The organism is Actinoplanes aureus, assembly GCF_015704865.1.
GTDB lineage: Bacteria > Actinomycetota > Actinomycetes > Mycobacteriales > Micromonosporaceae > Actinoplanes > Actinoplanes aureus.
Genome location: NZ_JADQTO010000034.1, coordinates 26661 through 44427 on the forward strand (window position 1 = coordinate 26661; position 17767 = coordinate 44427).

The 17767-nt window shown below is 72.0% G+C and carries 11 protein-coding genes; 6 read left to right on the plus strand and 5 right to left on the minus strand.

Annotated elements, in window-relative coordinates; all coding sequences use genetic code 11:
• Positions 1 to 73 precede the first annotated feature (73 nt).
• Positions 74 to 4030 carry a type VII secretion protein EccCa gene (gene eccCa / locus I4J89_RS42385; RefSeq protein ID WP_196419875.1) on the plus strand — a complete coding sequence of 1319 codons (3957 nt, stop codon included), beginning with the start codon at positions 74 to 76 and terminating at the stop codon, positions 4028 to 4030.
• Here eccCa and I4J89_RS42390 read toward each other — a convergent pair.
• From I4J89_RS42390 to I4J89_RS42405, 4 genes are all read right to left on the minus strand, one after another.
• Positions 4027 to 4830 (minus strand): hypothetical protein, encoded by an 804-nt coding sequence (locus I4J89_RS42390; RefSeq protein ID WP_309238725.1) that lies wholly within the window; start codon positions 4828 to 4830, stop codon positions 4027 to 4029. The genes eccCa and I4J89_RS42390 overlap by 4 nt on opposite strands.
• Positions 4831 to 5243: 413 nt before the next feature.
• Complete coding sequence (locus I4J89_RS42395; protein WP_309238726.1) at positions 5244 to 6428, minus strand: type VII secretion protein EccE; 1185 nt, start codon at positions 6426 to 6428, stop codon at positions 5244 to 5246.
• A gap of 402 nt (positions 6429 to 6830) precedes the next feature.
• A complete protein-coding gene (locus I4J89_RS42400; protein ID WP_196419876.1) occupies positions 6831 to 8486 on the minus strand; it encodes an AAA family ATPase in 1656 nt (551 codons plus the stop codon).
• A gap of 359 nt (positions 8487 to 8845) precedes the next feature.
• Entirely contained in the window at positions 8846 to 9538 is a 693-nt protein-coding gene (locus tag I4J89_RS42405; RefSeq protein WP_196419877.1) for a DUF4191 domain-containing protein, read from the minus strand.
• A gap of 171 nt (positions 9539 to 9709) precedes the next feature.
• Here I4J89_RS42405 and I4J89_RS42410 point away from each other — a divergent pair, with 171 nt between their 5' ends.
• The 3 genes from I4J89_RS42410 (at position 9710) to I4J89_RS42420 (ending at position 13319) form a co-directional block, all read left to right on the plus strand.
• Positions 9710 to 9892 (plus strand): hypothetical protein, encoded by a 183-nt coding sequence (locus tag I4J89_RS42410; protein WP_196419878.1) that lies wholly within the window; start codon positions 9710 to 9712, stop codon positions 9890 to 9892.
• Positions 9893 to 9980: 88 nt separating this feature from the next.
• A complete protein-coding gene (locus I4J89_RS42415; protein ID WP_230860535.1) occupies positions 9981 to 12815 on the plus strand; it encodes a helix-turn-helix transcriptional regulator in 2835 nt (944 codons plus the stop codon).
• Between the two features lie 300 nt (positions 12816 to 13115).
• Positions 13116 to 13319: a hypothetical protein gene (locus I4J89_RS42420; RefSeq protein WP_196419879.1), complete on the plus strand. Its 204-nt coding sequence runs from the start codon at positions 13116 to 13118 to the stop codon at positions 13317 to 13319.
• 836 nt (positions 13320 to 14155) lie between these two features.
• Here the strand turns inward: I4J89_RS42420 and lipA are convergent.
• The gene (gene lipA, locus I4J89_RS42425) at positions 14156 to 15052 is read right to left on the minus strand and encodes a lipoyl synthase (protein ID WP_196419934.1); all 897 of its coding nucleotides are present in this window, start codon (positions 15050 to 15052) and stop codon (positions 14156 to 14158) included.
• A 355-nt stretch (positions 15053 to 15407) separates the two neighbouring features.
• Here lipA and aspS point away from each other — a divergent pair, with 355 nt between their 5' ends.
• Together aspS and I4J89_RS42435 are read left to right on the plus strand one after the other, a co-directional pair.
• Positions 15408 to 16673 carry an aspartate--tRNA(Asn) ligase gene (gene aspS / locus I4J89_RS42430; RefSeq protein ID WP_196419880.1) on the plus strand — a complete coding sequence of 422 codons (1266 nt, stop codon included), beginning with the start codon at positions 15408 to 15410 and terminating at the stop codon, positions 16671 to 16673.
• A 35-nt stretch (positions 16674 to 16708) separates the two neighbouring features.
• Positions 16709 to 17764, plus strand: coding sequence for an outer membrane protein assembly factor BamB family protein (locus I4J89_RS42435; RefSeq protein WP_196419881.1), 1056 nt, complete (start codon positions 16709 to 16711; stop codon positions 17762 to 17764).
• Positions 17765 to 17767 lie beyond the last annotated feature (3 nt).

Here is a 17767-nt window from a genome sequence, read left to right on the forward strand (position 1 = left end):
CGACGGTCTGTTCCACAACGTAGCAGCTTCCACCGATATGATGGCCACCGATCCGTCACCATGGGGAGCCCCTGTGACTGTCACGATCATCAAGCGCCCACCGCGGCGTCCGGCGCCCGCCATGCCCTCCGGCGAGGTGCTGCTCGATCCGCCGCCCGAGGTGCCGCCACCGGCCGGCAAGGGCTGGACGCGGATGCTGATGATCCTGCCGATGGGCGCCGGGGCTGCGGCCATGGGCCTGATGATGGGTGCGCAGCGCGGCGGGCCGATCACCTACGTCGCCGGCGCGATGTACGGGGTGTCCATCCTCGGCATGATCGCCATGATGGCGAGCAACACCACCGGTCCCGGCAAGCGCGAGATGATCGAGAACCGGCGGCAGTACCTGCGGCATCTCGCCCAGCTGAGGGCCACCGTGCGCAACACCATCCGGCAGCAGCGGGAGGCGCTCTACTACCGCAACCCCGATCCCGAGACACTGTGGAGCTTCACCGACAGCGGCCGGCTCTGGGAGCGCCGGCGTGGCGACGCCGACTTCACGGTGGTCCGGATCGCGGTCGGCCCGCAGGAGGTCGCGACCCGCCTGGTGCCGCCGCAGACCCGCCCGGTCGACGAGCTGGAGCCGCTCTGCGCGCTGGCACTGCGCCGGTTCATCAGCACCTACTCGGTGGTGCCGGACCTGCCGGTGTCGGTGGCGCTGCGCGACTTCTCGCACATCTACCTGCGCGGGGCGGACGGCCCGGCGCACGACTTCACCCGCGCGCTGCTGGCCCAGATGGCGATCTTCCACGCCCCGGACGACCTGCGGATCGGCGTCTGCGTGCCGGACCATCAGCGAGGGCGCTGGGAGTGGGCGAAATGGCTGCCGCACGCACAGCACCCGGGCAAGACCGACGCGGTCGGCCTGGTCCGGCTGGTCGCGCCGAGCGTGCCCGCGCTCGAGGCGATGCTCGACGACGTGCTGGTCAACCGGCCGCGGTTCGACCCGACCGGAGCGCCCGGTGGCGGTCCGCACGTGGTGGTGGTGATCGACGGCGGCTCGACGGCCGGCTCCGACCATCTGATGACCGAGGGCGGGGTCGCCGGTGTCACCATCCTCGACCTGTCCGTGCCGCCGCCCCGGCTGCTCGACGACAGCTCGGTCGTTCTGGAGATCGCCCCGGACGGGACGGTCACCGGCACCACCATGGACGGTCCGACCGAGGTGGGCCGGGCCGACGCGCTCAGCCTGCCGGAGGCCGAGGTGCTGGCCCGGGAGCTCGCCCCGCTGCGCCTGTCCGCCGCGTCGTACGGGGATCAGCCGGCCATCTCCCAGGACACCGGGCTGGCCGAGCTGCTGGAGCAGGACGACCCGTACCAGATCGACCTGACCGAGCTCTGGGCCAGCCGGCCCAACCGGGACCGGCTGCGGGTGCCGATTGGGGTCAACCTCGAGGGCCGCCCGGTCGAGCTGGACCTGAAGGAGTCCGCCCAGGACGGCATGGGCCCGCACGGCCTGCTGGTCGGCGCGACCGGCTCCGGCAAGTCCGAGCTGTTGCGCACGCTCGTGCTCGCGCTCGGCCTGACGCACGATCCGGAGATCCTCAACTTCGTGCTCGTCGACTTCAAGGGCGGCGCCACGTTCGCCTCGCTGGACCGGCTGCCGCACACCGCCGCGATGATCACCAACCTGGAGGACGAGCTTCCGCTGGTCGACCGGATGCTCGGGGCGATACAGGGCGAGCTGACCCGGCGGCAGGAGCTGCTGCGCAAGGCCGGCAACTACGCGTCGCAGCGGGACTACGAGCGGGCCCGATCGGCGGGGGTGCCGCTCGCGCCGCTGCCCAGCCTGCTGTTCATCGTCGACGAGTTCTCCGAGCTGCTCAGCGCCCGGCCCGACTTCATCGACATGTTCGTCCAGATCGGACGGGTCGGCCGGTCCCTCGGCATCCACCTGCTGCTCGCCTCACAGAAACTGGAAGAGGGGCGGCTGCGCGGGCTGGAGTCGCACCTGTCGTACCGGGTGGGGTTGCGGACCTTCTCGTCGATGGAGAGCCGGGCGGTGCTCGGGGCGCCGGACGCGTACGAGCTGCCCCGCTCGCCCGGTCACGGCTATCTGCGTACCGGCACTGAGGGATTGGTGCGGTTCAAGGCGGCGTACGTCTCCGGGGCGGTGCGGCGGGACGGGGAGCCGGGGGCCGGCGGTGGGCGTACCGGCAACCCGATCCGCGACTTCTCCACCTTCTACTCGGCCCCACTGCTCGACGAACGGCCGGCCGAGGCGGACGCCGAGGAGCCGCGCGACGAGAAGGTGGTCGGCGACACCCTGCTCGAAGTGCTGGTCCGGCAGATGGAGGGCAAGGGCACCCCGGCGCACGAGGTGTGGCTGCCGCCGCTGGACAAGGCGCTCACCCTCGGACAGATGCTGCCGGCCGCGATCTCGATGCCGGAGCGGGGCCTGACCGTCGACGCCCCGGACCGCTTCGGCGCCCTGCACTCGCTCGGCGGCATCATCGACAAGCCGTTCGAGCAGCGGCGCGATCCGATGTGGCTGGACCTGTCCGGCGCCGCCGGCAACGTGGTGGTGGTCGGCGCGGCCCAGTCCGGCAAGTCCAACCTCCTGCGTACGTTGATCGCCAGCCTGGCCCTCACCCACACCCCGCGCGAGGTGCAGTTCTACGGGCTCGACTTCGGCGGCGGGCCGCTCAGCGGGCTCACCGACCTGCCGCACGTCGGCGGGGTGGCGACCCGGCGCGACGTGGACCGGGTGCGGCGGACCATCGCCGAGCTGTACGGGCTGATGCGGGCCCGGGAGGAGCTCTTCGCCCGGCAGAACGTGGAGGGTGCTGCGGCGTACCGGCGGGGCAAGGCGCAGGGCCGGTTCGCCGAGGACCCGTTCGGTGACGTCTTCCTCGTGGTGGACGGCTGGTCGACGTTGCGTACCGAGTTCGAGGATCTCGAGTCGACCGTGCACGAGCTGGCCAACCGCGGGCTCGGCTTCGGCATCCACATCCTGGCCGCCACCAACCGCTGGATGGACATCCGGCCACAGATCCGCGACGTCTTCGGCACCCGGCTGGAACTGCGGCTCGGCGAGCCCAGCGACTCCGTGATCAACCGGCGTGAGGCGGTGAACGTGCCGGACAAAGCGCCCGGCCGCGGCCTCACCCCCGACGGACACCACTTCCTCGCCGCGCTGCCCCGCATCGACCGTGAGCAGCGCACCGACGACCTCGCCGACGCGGTCACCGACCTGGTCAAGGTCTCCACCGAACACTGGACCGGGCCGCCCGCGCCGCGGGTCCGGCTGCTGCCGGCCGAGCTGCCGTTCGAGGCGCTGCCGCCCGCCCAGGGACCGAGGGTCCCGATCGGCATCGCCGAGTCCGACCTCCAGCCGGTCTGGCTCGACTTCGACTCGGAGCCGCACGCACTGCTCTTCGGCGACGTGGAGAGCGGCAAGAGCTCGTTCCTGCGCAGCCTGGCCCGCTCGATCACGGCCGGAAACAGCCCCGCGCAGGCCCGGCTGCTGCTGGTCGACCTGCGCCGCAGCCTGCTCGGCTGCGTCCCGGCCGAGCACACCATCGGGTACGGCACCTCACACCAGATCACCGCCGACCTGATCAACCAGGTGGCCGTGGCCATGCGGGAGAGACTGCCCGGCCCCGACGTCACCCCGGAGATGCTGAACGACCGCAGCTGGTGGAAAGGCCCGCAACTCTACGTGCTCGTCGACGACTTCGACCTGGTCGCCAGCGTCCAGCCGAACCCGCTGACGCCCCTGCTGGAATTCCTGCCGCAGGCCCGCGACATCGGACTGCACGTCGTCATCACCCGGCGCATCGGCGGCGCGGCCCGCGCGCTCTTCGACCCGGTGATCGGCCGGATCCGCGAGCTGGCGTCGCCCGGCATCATGATGTCCGGCCCGCGCGAGGAAGGCCCGCTCTTCGGCACGATGAAACCGCAGCCGCTGCCACCCGGCCGTGCCTGGATGATCACCCGCAAGCACGGGTCGCGGCTGGTCCAGCTGGCCTGGACCCCGCCGACCCGCTAGCGCCGGGGGAGTCCCACGTATTGCTGCTCCACCCCGGTCTGGTGCAGGAACAGATGACGCTCCGTGCCGTCGGCGATCAGGGCGACCATGTCGTCGGCCATGAACTGGAGGAACTGCCCGCTCTGCGGCCGCAGCCGCAGCGTTGCGGAGGCCAGCGTCGCCTCGTCGCCGCCGAGCCGTTGCAGCAGCACGAGCTGGGCTTCCTGGAGAGCGGCGACGCCCGGACGGTCGAGCTGCCGCAGGATGGTGAGCTGGGTGTGCCAGGGGCCGAGCGGCGGCGCGGTCGCCGGGCCGATCATCCCCAGGTCGTAGACGGTCAGCGTGGGCGTCTGCGCGGTGCCGCCCGGGAAGCCGCCCTGATCGCTGCTGAGCACCGTGAGCCGGTTGTACTGCCCGGTGGCGCGCTCGCCGAAGCCGGACCAGGCCTGCGGCTCGCTGGTCACCACGATCGCCCGGGCACCGAGCGAGAACGCCCGGAAGATCAGAAGCTGCGCAGCCCAGACGCCGCCGACCAGGGCGACGCGAATCGGCTCCGGTGCGAAAAGCCGCAACGGTACGGGCGACTGCTGCCGATCCTTCCCGAGAAGCAGCCCGGCGCCGGTGGACGGGGTGACCGTCACCCGGCGCAGCCCGGCCCGCGAGATCGAATGCCAGCCGATGTGCAGCCGGCTGGTCCGTCCCGATGGTCCGGTGCGCTCCCGGCCACCGGTGCCGTCCGGGCCGTCCGGTGGCCCACCCGGCCGGTCCGGGGCGATCGGCTGGGCCAGCGGGCTGGGCGTGGCCAGCGGTGCCGAGGTCACGGCGGGCGCTGCGAGTCCCCGCGCTGCCGCTTCGCCGGTGGCCTGCCCGGCGCTGTAGGGATCACCTTGGCCGGGTTGCGCCTGCAACGGCACAGCCGCTCGCGCCATGGTCGCCGGCCCCGGCTGCGCACCCGGCCCCGGCTGCGCACCCGGCCCCGGCTGCGAGGCGGCCGGCGGATAGAGCGCGGCTCCAGGCGGATATGCGGCGGCCCCCGGCGGATACGGCCCGCTGCCGCCCGGCTGCCCGGCCCCGCCTGGCGGCCCGGCCCCGCCTGACGGATAACCGCCGGGCGGTTGTCCCTGCCCCGGCTGGTAGCCGCCATCCCGGGGATCCTCGCCCTCCCGGCCCGCGTCTTCATCTCGGCGCTGCCCCGGATACGGCCGCCACGAGCCGTCGCGTTCCGGTGGGTAGCTCATCCCGCTCCGCCTCCGGTCGGTGCTGTCGCATACGCCGCCGGGCCGTGCTCGCCGTCCAGCGGTTGCAGCTCCGCCCCGGCCCGTCGAACTCCGTCCAGCAGCACCCGGTCCAGCGCCGCCAGGTCAGCGTCCGGCCGGGTGGCCAGCCGGATGAACGCGCGCACCGCGATGTCCTCGCCCGGAGCCGCATCGCTCCTGCGCTGCGAGCCGCCGGCGGTGAGCACGAGTGCCACGCTGGTCTGCGCGGCCGGCGCGGTCGCCGCCCAGGCGAAGAGCGATCCGATCTCGGTGGCCGAGGCCGGCCAGGTCTTCAACCAGTAGGTCCGGTGCACGAGCCGCGCCGACCGCCAGTGGGTCCAGGCCTCGTCCAGGCTGTCCGCCGGAGTCTCCACATCGCACGATCGGGCCAGCAGCGCCAGCAGTTCACCGGCGTCCAGCACCCGGCCGGTGACGCCGAGGCGGCGCAGGCTGGTCGCGACCTTGCGGCCCAGGCCGGCGACGAGTTCGGCCGCGGTCTCCGGGTCGGCGGTGTGGTCGAGCAGCGCCTCGGCCAGCGCCTGGGCGTCGACCCGCACGCTGATCGACGACTCCCGGTGCGCCGGGACCGGGGCCGGGCTGACCGCTTCCACCAACTGCCGGTACGACGAGCCGGCCGGAGACGCCGGATGCACGTCCGGGCTCGGCGCCGGAACGGTGTGGGTGACCAGTTCGAGCACGACGCCGGGCTGCTCGGTCGCGGCGACGATGCCGATGAGCGCGTCCAGCGGGATCGGCGCGGCGTCCGGTTGAATCGGGGTGCCCGGATCCAGCACGACGACGCTGAACCATCCTGCCTCGTCGCGGGCCACGCCGACGGCGGCGCTGCCCTCCTCCGGGCCGGTGATGTCCCGGACGGTCAGCCCGGGCGCCACCGTGCGCAGGGCGGCGAGCACCGGGCCGGCCCGGGTGTCCAGGCGGGCGGCGCGCCGGCGGCGGTGGTCACCGGCGATCCGCCGGTGCTCGAGCCACCACCGGTGCTGCCGGCGGGCGAAGAAGATCAGAAGGAGGGCCGCCGCGATCGAACCGGCGATCAGGGTGGGGCCCGGACCCTGCGTGACGGCGGCGACCAGGGCCAGCAGGGACGCCTCGGCGACCAGGATCTGGGCCAGGCTCAGCGGCCCGAGATGCCCGCGGCGGGGCACCGCGCGCACGGTCGCCTCGGAACCCGGCTGAGCTGGCACCGGCCGCCCAGCGACCGGCCGGCCCGGCGGACCAGGCGGCCCGCCCGGCACACCGGGCGGGGCACCCGGCAAACCAGTCAAACCCGGCGGAGCCGACGTCCCGGCGCGACGAATCGGAACCGCCGACGCGGTCACCGTCGCCCGCGCCGCAACAGGCTGCCCAGGCACGCCGGGCTGTTGGGGCACCGGTTGCGTAGAAGCGTGTGGCACGCCCGGTTGCGCAGCAGCATGCGGCACGCCCGGCGGGCCGAAAGGTGACGGCGCACCCGGCGGGAAACCGCCGTACTCCGGCCCGGGATAGCCCTCACCGCGATGCACCGGGCGCCTCCCCCGACGGTCCGTATTGGACACAGTCTACGAGCGTCACCGGACCACCGCCCGCAGGTCGTCCAGCATCAGCGTCCGCAGATCGTCCCTGCTGGGCATCCGTCCCATCGCCCGCAACCGCCCGGACTGCGCCTTGCGCATCCCCTCGAGCAGCTTGCGGGCCTCCCGCGCGTTGCCGAAGTTGCGGTCCCGCTCCAGCAGCGAGAAGTGCTGGTGCAGCGCCGCCGACAACCCGGCCGCGAAGACGTAGTCGTCGTTGCGCGCGATCCGGTCGGCGATCCGCACCAGCTCGTCCGGACCGTAGTTCTCGAACTCCATGGTCTTGGCGAACCGGGAGGCCAGACCCGAGTTGGCATCCAGGAAGTCGGACATCTCCTTCGTGTACCCGGCGACGATCACGGCGACCTGGTCCCGGTGGTCCTCCATGAGCTTCACCAGCGTGTCGATCGCCTCCTGACCGAAGTCGGCGGCCGCCCCACCGGCCCGGGCCAGCGTGTACGCCTCGTCGATGAACAGCACGCCACCCATCGCGTCCTCGAACACCGAGGTGGTCTTCTCCGCGGTGTGCCCGATGTACTGCCCCACCAGGTCGCGCCGGGACACCTCGCGGAACCGCCCGTTCGGCAGCACACCGAGCGCCTTCAGCAACTGGCCGTAGATGCGGGCGACGGTCGTCTTACCGGTACCGGGAGCGCCCGTAAAGATCAGATGGTGGCTGACCATGCCCACCGACAGTCCGGCGCTGCGCCGCCACTCGTTCACCTGGATCTCGTCGATCAGGGCCCGGACCTCGGCTTTAACCCCGGCCAGCCCGATCATCGAGTCCAATTCGGTCAGCAGCCGCTCCACCTCGGCGGCGTCCTGCGCCGTGGCGGCCGCCACCACACCCGCTTTCGGCAGCCCGTCGCTCTCGCTCAACGTGACCGTGGCCTGCGCCGACGGATCGACCCGCACGGGTGGGTCGGCGGTCTGCTCCACCACGCAGCGCTCCACCACGACGCCGTGGCACCCGCGCTCGATCACGATGCCGGAACCCACCGTCTGATGCACCCGCGTCTCCACGATCCGCGGCGTACTGTTCTGCGCCACGACGATGCCGGCCTTGCCGGTGCCGGAGATGTCGCACCGCTCGATCCCGGGCCGCGCCGACTGGTAGACGTAGATGCCTCGATCTCCGCAGCCGGCCACCGTGATGTTGCGCAGTATTGGACTGCCGAACTGCACGATCACCCCGTCCTGGGAGACGTTGCGAACCTCGCTGGCCTCCACCGTGCCGCCGGCGTCGGAGAAGACGAAACCGTGCTGGCCGCGGATCACCCGTACCTCACCGGCGTCGACCACGGCGCCGTCGCTCGCCTGCACGCCCGCGCCCCAACCCGCGGAGAGCTCGCACTTGCGCAGCCTGAGCCGCCCGCCGGACACGGTGACCGCCGGGTAGTCCCCGCTGACCAGCGCCAGCCCCTCCACCGCGATCTCGCCCGAGGAGACCGCCAGCGCCGGCCCGTCCAGCCCGGTCGCGTCCACGATCGCCGAGCCCGGATCCCCGGCCGCGCGCACCGTCAGCCGTCGCCCGTCCAGCTCGATCCGCTCCGGATAGGTGCCGGGCGCCAGCGCCACGACCGCACCGTCGGGTGCCACCTCCAGGGCGTCACGCAGCGTCGGATAGGTGCCGGGGACCGCCAAGGTGACCACGAGCGAACTCCTTCGCGTGCGAGCCGGAAGGGCGTAGACCCGAGGCTATCGCTCCGCGCAGATCATGGAGGTACCCGTCGATGAACGGATGACACGGTGGTCCGGCCGGGCATTTCGCCGCCGGCCTTTTCGCCAGGTACGCGCCACACCTCACCGAACACATCGGCCGTTCCGCCCGCTCCGGGACGGCACGCGGCCGGTCCCGCCCGCACTTCGCCGCCGGGCTGAGATCGGTGGGCCGGCGCCGGGCATGGCCCGGCGCCCGCGCCGGGGCCTGGAGTGGCTGCCGGCCGGGCGCCGGCGCGGGCGGGACGGGGTGAAATCGGCGGGGGCGGGCGTTACGCGTACCCCCGCCGGTTTCAGCGTGGGCGCTGCTGGCGGAACGCGCCCTTGCTGGGCCGCATGTTCTTGGGGATCGCGCCCTTCGGCATCTGCGGGCGCGACATCAGCGCGCCGAGCCGCTTGTCGAGGGCGTTGACGTCCTTACCGGTGAGGTTGCGCGGCAGGCGCAGCATCGTGGAACGCAGCTTGCGGACCGGGAGCTGGCCCTCCTCGGTGCCGATCACGTAGTCGTAGAGCGGCGCGTTACCGATGACCTTGGAGAGTCGCTTCTTCTCCTGGCCGAGCAGGCCGCGGACGCGCTGCGGGTCGCCCTCGGCGAGCAGGATCACGCCGGGGCGGCCGATCACCACGTGCACCATGTCGAACTGGGTGGTCGAGCTGGCCGCGGGGCGCACCCGCCAGTCGCCTCGCATGTTCTCCATCAGCGAGGCGGCGGCGCCGGGCTGACCCTCCGCGACGTTCATCATCGCGGTGTTCGAGCGCAGGTTGAGGACGATCAGCACGGCCAGCATCGTGAAGAGGATGCCGACCGGGATCCAGACCCAGCCCCCGGTGAGCAGCACGACCAGCACGGTGACCGCCACCGGGATCGCGACCGCCGCGATGACCAGCGGGACGAACCACTTGTCCTGCTTTGCCGTGAACGAGAACACCTGGCCGATCTGCTTCAGGCGCTCGCGAAACGACACCTTCTCCTGGGGCTTTGCCATAGCCGCAAAGTGTAGTGGTGCTCAGGTACCTTACGGCGTCCCGGGCACCTCAGCGGTCCGAGGTAAGGAGGGGGCGGGCTCTCAGATGAGGCGGCGTCCCCATGACCGGGTGCCGCCTTCGCGCGAAGAGTTATCGGTGCAAGAGCCGAACGATTCGCGAGGAGTACCGAGATGAGCCCGTTCACCAGCCCCGAGTTCCAGCTCGAACTGATCCGTTCGCACACCGACGACCTGATCCGGCAGGCCGACCACGACCGGCGTGCGCGGCAGAGCGCCGAAGGGCGGCATCGCCGCACCGCACGGTGGCCAAGGATACGCCGGGCGGCCACACCCGCGCGGCGACTCGCATCGTGATCGACCGCACTGAGCGACAGGAGACGGCGTCGTGACGGCGGTGACCGGTCCGGAAATTCTGTCGTACCCGCGTGGCATGCTCGAACTCATGACGGTGAGTGCCCACAGCTCGGTTCTGGTCGGCCGCGACGCCGACCTGGCCACGCTGCACGAGGCGCTGAAACGGGTTCGTGGCGCCGAGCCGTCGGCCGTGCTGGTCGGCGGCGAGGCCGGGGTCGGCAAGACCCGGCTCGTCGAGGAGTTCAGCCGGTCACTGGCCGGTGAGCGGGTCCGTGTGCTCACCGGCCAGTGCCTGGAGCTCGGCGAGGAGGGCCTGCCCTTCGCGCCGTTCGCGGCCGCGCTGCGCGAGCTGCTCCGGCACGAGGGCCGGGCCGCGTTCGACGGGCGGGAGCCGGAGTTCGCCCGGCTGCTGCCCGAGCTGGGGCCGCCGCCGGAGTTCGGCGAGACCCGCCGCGGCCACCTCTTCGAGCTGGTCGGTTCGCTCTTCGCCCGGCTCGGCGAGGACCAGCCGGTGGTCCTGGTGATCGAGGACCTGCACTGGGCCGACCGGTCGACGCGTGACCTGATCGGCTTCCTGCTGCGCTCGGCCCGGGTTCCCCGCCTGCTGTTGCTCGCCACCTTCCGCACCGACGAGCTGCACCGCGGCCATCCGCTGCGGCCGTTCCTCGCCGAGCTGGAGCGGGTCCGCGGCGTGCAGCGGCTCGAGGTCGACCGGCTCGACCGGGACGGCACCGCCGAGCTGCTCGGTCACCTGCTCGGCACCGAGCCGGACGCGCCCGTCGTCGACGCGGTCTCCGAGCGGGCGCAGGGCATTCCGTTCTTCATCGAGCAGTTCGCCGGCACCGGTGACCCGCGCTGCGGTGACATCCCGGAGACCCTGCGGGACCTGCTGCTCTCCCGGGTCGACCAGCTGCCCGAGGCCGCGCAGCGGGTGCTGCGGGTGGCCGCGGTCGGCGGCACCCAGTTCGGCCACGACCTGCTGGCCCGCGTCGCCGGGGTGGACGACGCGACCCTGGAGTCCGCGCTGCGTGCCGCGGTCGCCGCCCAGATGATCGTCTTCGACCCCGCCGGGGGTTACGAGTTCCGGCATGCGCTGGTCCGCGAGGCCGTGCACGACGACCTGCTCCCCGGCGAGCACGCCCGCCTGCACGCCAGATACGCGGAGGCGATCGAGGCCGAGCCGCAGCTGGTCGCCAGCGACCGGGCGCCCGCGGAGATCGCCCACCACTGGCACGCCGCACACGACCATCCGCGTGCCCTGGTCACCGCCCGTCGCGCCGCCGACGACGCCGGCCGGCGTTACGCGTCCGCCGAGCAGGCCCGCCTGCTCGACCGGGTGCTCGAGCTCTGGGAGCAGGTGCCCGACGCGGCCACCCTGCTCGGCACCAGCCATCTGGACCTGCTGGAGGAGGCGGCGCTCGTCGCGATCGACTCCGGCGAGCACATGCGGGCACTGACCCTGACCCGGGTGGCACTCGGCGATCTGGACTGCGAGGCCGAGCCGGTGCGGGCGGCGCGGCTGCTGATCCGGCGCGCCAAGCTGCTGCGTAACGCGGGCAAGAGCGACGGGGCGGCGGAGGCCCGCGAGGCGTACCGGTTGTTGCGCACCGCACCGCGTGACCCGCTCTGGTTGCGGCTGCTCGGCGACGTGGCCTACGTGTTCGGCGGCATCGACGGCGACGAGGCCGGCCGGATCGCGCAGGAGATCAAGGAGGCCGCCGCCGGTCTCGGTGACGAAGAGGCACTGGTCTCCGCCGAGATCATCTACGGGCAGGCCTGCGGCGGCCGCATCACGGCCGTGGACGCGTTGCCCGCCATGCGGCAGGCGATGGAGCGGGCCCGGGCCGCCGGCGATGTGCAGAATTTCGCTCACGGCCTGGTCAACCTCTCCGACTCGCTGTTTGAGCTGGGGGCATATGAGGAGTCCGCCGCGACCGCCGCCGAGGGCGTGCCGCACGCCGACCGTATCGGTGTCAGCCGCACCACCGGCGTCTACCTGCTCGCCAACCACGCCGAGGCGCTGATGGCACTGGGCCGCTGGGACGAGGCCGACGCCCTGCTCGCCGCGGCCGCCCGGCAGGACCCGCCCGGCACCCTGGCCGTCCCGTGGCTGCGGCTGCGCGCCCGGATCCGGCTGGCCCGCGGTCACGAGGGGGCGGAGGCGCTGGTCAGCCGGGCAACCGGGTTCCTCGGCAAGCCGTTCCTCACCGCGGAGACCCGGGTGTCACTGCTCGAGCTGCGGATCCTGGCGAGCTTGACCGCAGGCGACCAGGCCGCCGCCCGGAACCACGCGCGGGCCGCCGTGCAGGACCGCGGCATCTGGGACCGCCCTCGCTACGGCTGGGCGCTGCTCACCGCCGCGGCCCGGGTGGCCGGCGACGCGGAGACCCAGACGCTGATCCGTTCGGCCGCCGCCGAGCTCCCGCAGAGGTACCCCGCTGAGCGCGCCTACGCGGCCGAGATCTCCGCGCTGCTAGATGGCGGCGCCGACCGGTGGCTTGCGGCCGTCGACGCCTGGCGGGCAGACGGCCAGCCTTACCAGCTGGCGGTGGCGTTGCTCGGCCTGGCCGAGGCGATCGCCTCCGACCGGCATGCCGCCACCGAGGCGATCGCCGAGTCCACAGCGATAGCGACCGACCTAGGCGCGGCCCCGCTCATCGAGTCGGCCGACGTGCTGGCCAGGCGGCTAGGCGTCAGCCCGTCCACGCCGGCCGCGGCCGGCACCGAGGTGCTGACCGCCCGCGAGCGCGAGGTCCTGCGGTTGGTCGCCGAGGGCCAGAGCAACAGCCGAATCGCCCAGCGGTTGTTCATCTCGCCGAAGACCGCGAGCGTGCACGTCTCCCGGATCATCGCCAAGCTGGAGGTGACGAACCGGGTGGAGGCCGCGGCGGTCGCCCATCGGCTCGGCTTGCTGGACGATTAGGGCGCTCCCGCACCTTCCGGATACGGCGGCGCTGCGCTCCCTGTTCGCGGCCGGTTTCTGTCACCGGCCGCTTTCGGGGGTGACGGCCTTGCGCTGCCATTCGCCGTCGGCCGTAACCGGCCGGTTCCGGAGGTGGCGGCGCTACCCCCCCCGTTCGCCGGCCGGACTCTGTCACCGCAGGGCTCTGTCAAAGGAGCGGCGAAAGGCTAAGGGGGAGGGCGGGGGCTCCGATATTTGTGGCCGACTCCCGGGATGGGAGTTGCAATGTCCTACGTGTGCCTTTCATCCCCTCGGAGGCCGATGATGGATGCCGCCCTTGATGTCGCCTACCAGGTGGTTGACGCTCTGTTCGGGCCGGGCTCGACCGTGCCCTGGTGGGCCTGGATCGCGCCGCTGGTGATGATCTTCGGAAGGCTGATGATGCCGGCGTTGGTGCCGCAGACCGCCCCGGCGAAGTTCGGAAAAGACAAGAAGAGCAAGAAGGCCAAGAAGGGTAAGAAGTAGCCCGAGTTGGGCCGCAACGAGCGCCAGCAGGCGGGATCAGACCCGCCGGCTGGCGCTCATTGCTGTTCTGACGACGGAGACGGCATGTGTGAGTCGCCGGTGTTGCTCGACATCTCTCGCGGTCAAGGCCTGTTAGGTGACCGTTCCAGGAATGGCCGTTGCGGCAGTCGCACGGTGAGCCCATACGCGGCGGCTAGCCCAGCGCAGTGCGGCCCAGCGCAGTGCGGCCCAGCGCAGTGCAGTGCGGCTCGGCGCGGCCCGGCCCGGCTCGGCTCGGCTCGGGAGGCGGTGACAGCCATTAGGCACAGCCGGGCCCGCTTTTTCGGCCTATCTGATCACTCGGCCCTACGCCAGGGCTGCTTCCCGGCAGTTGAAGCAGCCCTGGCGTAGGGCCGGCTCGCACAACCCCGCCTTGTCGACCACCGAGCTAGAGCCTTCGTGGTCAGGGTCTTGTCCGGCCCAACGTGGGTGCTGTCTGGCGGCCGTTGAGTCAGCATTGAGCTTGGGCCAAGCAAGATCACCGCTGGGGGACGCTGACTACGGAAGCCCTCTAGCCGCAGTGGCTGTCTCGCTGATCCACACCCCGACGGCCATGCCCGGGCGGACGGCATCCACCGGCTGGCCGTGACCGGCGCCGCCAACCGTGAGTGGGCGCTCCGGCCGCTGGCTGGCAACGACCGGCCGACCGTAACCGGCCCCATACACCGCAAGCAGGTACCCCGGCCGCTGGCCAGCAACCGCCGGCCGCAGCCCATCGGAGGCGGCCGCTGATGGGGGCCGTGAGGCCTGGGCCGGCGGTCCCGAGGGACGGCCGGGTGTGTGCTGGAGCGGAGTGCTCAGCCGCGGGCTTCGAGGGCCTGGCGGTAGAGACGGCCGGCCCGGTAGGAGGAGCGGACCAGCGGCCCGCTCATCACGCCGGCGAAGCCGATCTGCTCGGCCTCCTCGCGCAGCTCGACGAACTCCTCCGGCTTGACCCAGCGCTCGACCGGGTGGTGGCGGGGGGTCGGCCGCAGGTACTGCGTGATGGTGATCAGCTCGCAGCCGGCCGCGTGCAGGTCGCGCAGGGCGGCCGAGATTTCGGAGCGCTCCTCGCCCATGCCGAGGATCAGGTTGCTCTTGGTTACCAGGCCGGCTGCGCGGGCCTGGGTGATCACGTCGAGGGAGCGCTCGTAGCGGAAGCCGGGGCGGATTCGCTTGAAGATCCGCGGGACGGTCTCGACGTTGTGCGCGAGCACCTCGGGTGCCGCGCCGAAGACCTCGGCGAGCTGGGTGGGCTCGGCGTTGAAGTCGGGGATCAGCAGCTCCACGCCGCAGCCGGGCTGCAGCTTGTGGATCTGGCGTACGGTCTCGGCGTAGAGCCAGGCGCCGCCGTCGGGCAGGTCGTCACGGGCGACGCCGGTGACGGTGGCATAGCGGAGGCCCATGGTGGCGACGGACTCGCCGACCCGGCGCGGCTCGTCGGCGTCGAACTCGGCCGGCTTGCCGGTGTCGATCTGGCAGAAGTCGCAGCGGCGGGTGCACTGGTCACCGCCGATCAGGAAGGTGGCCTCGCGGTCTTCCCAGCACTCGTAGATGTTGGGACAGCCGGCCTCCTGGCAGACCGTGTGCAGGCCTTCCTTCTGCACGAGGCCGCGCATCTGCGTGTACTCGGGTCCCATTTTCGCTTTGACTTTGATCCACGGCGGCTTCCGCTCGATGGGAGTCTCGGCGTTTCGCGCCTCGATGCGCAGCATGCGGCGGCCCTCGGGAGCAATAGTCACAACCTGAAAGATACGCCCGCCCGCGGCCAACCTGACGCAGGGTGTGAGTGCACTCACCGGACCCGCCACAAATCTTGTGCACAGGGGGACGGAAGTTGCTAACGTCGCCGCACGGCATTGATGGGACCGAGTACCGCTTCGATCGCCGGCCGAGAGAGCCACCAGTAGCTGTGAGGGTGGCCCGAGCGCCGGAGCGGGAAGACACCCCGGAGCCGAGCAGGAAAAAGAGGCGCTTCCAAGGAAGCGTGAAGGTGCGGTGGTACCGCGAGGATCCCGCTCGCCCGCACCTCCCTGGGGCCGCGTTGCAGAACCAGAGGAGGTACGAGCCATGCAACGCATCCTCTCCACCCAGCTGACCGCGCACGTGCACGAGAAGGTCACGATCGCCGGCTGGATCCATCGCCGCCGTCTGCTCAAGTCGGTGGCCTTTCTGATCGTCCGGGACGCCGGCGGGCTCAGCCAGGTCGTGGTCACCGACCCGCAGACCCGGGAGCAGCTGGAGCGGCTCACCGAGGAGAGCGTCGTCGAGGTGAGCGCCCTGGTCACCGCGAACGAGCAGGCTCCGAACGGGGTGGAGCTGACCGAACCGGAGATCCGGGTTTTGAGTGCTGTGGGCGTACCGCTGCCGTTTGAACTGCATCGGCCCGCGCTCAGCGCGGGTCTGCCTGCCCAGCTGGACCACGCTGCTCTTGCCCTGCGACATCCGAGCCGGTCGGCGAACCTGCGGATCGCCGCCGCGGTGACGGCCGGTTTCCGGAAGGCGCTGGAGGAGCAGCGGTTCGTCGAGATCCACACGCCGAAGATCGTGGAGTCGGCGACGGAGTCCGGGGCGAACGTCTTCCAGCTGGACTACTTCGGCCGGCCCGGCTATCTGGCGCAGTCGCCGCAGTTCTACAAGCAGCTGATGGTCGGCGTCTTCGAGCGGGTCTTCGAGGTCGGGCCGGTGTTCCGGGCCGAGCCCAGCGACACCGCGCGGCATCTGGCGCAGTACACGTCGCTCGACGCCGAGATGGGTTTCGTGACCGACCACCGGGACGTGATGGCCGCGCTGACCCGCACGCTCGCGGGGATGCTCGGCGAGGTCACCGAGCGGGTCGGCCGGGAGACGCCGGAGGTGCCGGCGGAGATTCCGGCGGTGCACTTCACCGAGGCGCTGCGGATCGTCGGCGCGCCGGTGGACGAGCCGGACCTGGCGCCCGCGCACGAGCGGGCGCTGGGCGAGTGGGCGCGGCGTGAGCACGGGTCGGAGTTCCTTTTCGTGACCGGTTACCCGATGCGCAAGCGGCCGTTCTACACCCATCCGGACCCGGCCGACCCGGCCTACTCGAACGGCTTCGACCTGCTCTTCCGCGGCCTGGAGATCGTCACTGGCGGTCAGCGCCTGCATCGGTACGCCGACTACGTCGCCGCCCTGCAAGAAGCGGGCGAGCCGCTGGATGCCTATCGCGGCTACCTCGACGGTTTCCGGTACGGCATGCCACCGCACGGTGGCTGGGCGATCGGCCTGGAGCGGTTCGTGGCCCGGCTGACCGGCGCGGCGAACGTACGGGAGACCACCGCCTTCCCCCGCGACCTGAACCGGATCGCGCCCTAACAGCGGCTTGACGGGCGGTGAGGTCGAATCCGACGGTGCTTATCGACCTGGATACGACCCCGCCGTCCCGTCCCGGGTCCCGCCCAGTCCCGTGGCGGCGGGCCGGCCTCATCCTGGCCGTGTCGCTGATGCTGCTCCTGGGGTCGTCGGGGGCGGCTGCCACCGGCTACGGGCTGCTCCGGGCGGCCGCGACCACCGAGGGCCGGGCCTCGTCCTGGCTGCTGGCCGGCGACCTGCTGGTCAGCGCCCACGTCGCCGCGGAGAGCAGCGCCAACGTGGAGTTGCGGGCACACTCCCTCGACGGGAACGGCGTGGTGTGGAGCCGGTGGATCGACGGGGGCGGGGACACCCCGGTGCTGGTGGAGCACGGTCCACATCTCGCCGTGACGTCCCGGGGCACCTTGGTGATCCTGCTGGATCTTCGTACCGGGCAGCCGCGCTGGGAGCCGGAGGGCTACCAGTTCGCGACCCTGGCCGGCGATCAGATCGTGATCTGGGAGGGCGACCGGCTGGGGCTGTTCGATCCGCTCGGCACGGGCCGCATCGCCTGGTGGTCGCCTTTCGAGGCGCCGGTGTTCGCCGCCGCGACGACCGGCCGCTATCTGGTGGTCATGGATGAGGCCGGAAACGCCTTCGCCTACGTCCGCCGGACCGGCGAGACGGTGGGCAGGCTGGAGGCGGGCGACGACCCGGTCCTGTCCGTGACGGTCCGCGACTCGACGGTGTACGTGCTGGGCCAGTCCAGGGTGACGGCGTTGGCCGTGCCCGGCCTGGACGTGCGGTGGACGGCGCCGGTGGCGGTGCCGATGCATCTGACCGGCTGCGGTACGCGGCTCTGTGTCAGCTCGAGGAGCGGCATGATCGCGATCGACCCGGCCACCGGGGCGGTCCGCTGGTCCAGCGCCCGATGGGTGGCCTGGGTGGACGGGCTGGTGGCCACGGCCGACGGCGGCGTCGTGCAGCTGGATCCGGAGACCGGCCAGGTGCGGGCCGAGGTGGGTCCCGGTTTCCCGCTCGGCGACCTGATGGTGCGCGGGACCGGAACGCCACCTGGCTGGTCGACTGGCGGACCGGCCGGCTCCGCGGGATGATCC

Bases quoted from the DNA above. Each gene is read 5' to 3' on its own strand.
- I4J89_RS42405 (WP_196419877.1), bottom strand. From the start codon at position 9,538: ATGGCAAAGCCCCAGGAGAAGGTGTCGTTTCGCGAGCGCCTGAAGCAG.
- I4J89_RS42410 (WP_196419878.1), top strand. From the start codon at position 9,710: ATGAGCCCGTTCACCAGCCCCGAGTTCCAGCTCGAACTGATCCGTTCG.
- I4J89_RS42415 (WP_230860535.1), top strand. From the start codon at position 9,981: ATGACGGTGAGTGCCCACAGCTCGGTTCTGGTCGGCCGCGACGCCGAC.
- I4J89_RS42420 (WP_196419879.1), top strand. From the start codon at position 13,116: ATGATGGATGCCGCCCTTGATGTCGCCTACCAGGTGGTTGACGCTCTG.
- lipA (WP_196419934.1), bottom strand. From the start codon at position 15,052: ATGCTGCGCATCGAGGCGCGAAACGCCGAGACTCCCATCGAGCGGAAG.
- aspS (WP_196419880.1), top strand. From the start codon at position 15,408: ATGCAACGCATCCTCTCCACCCAGCTGACCGCGCACGTGCACGAGAAG.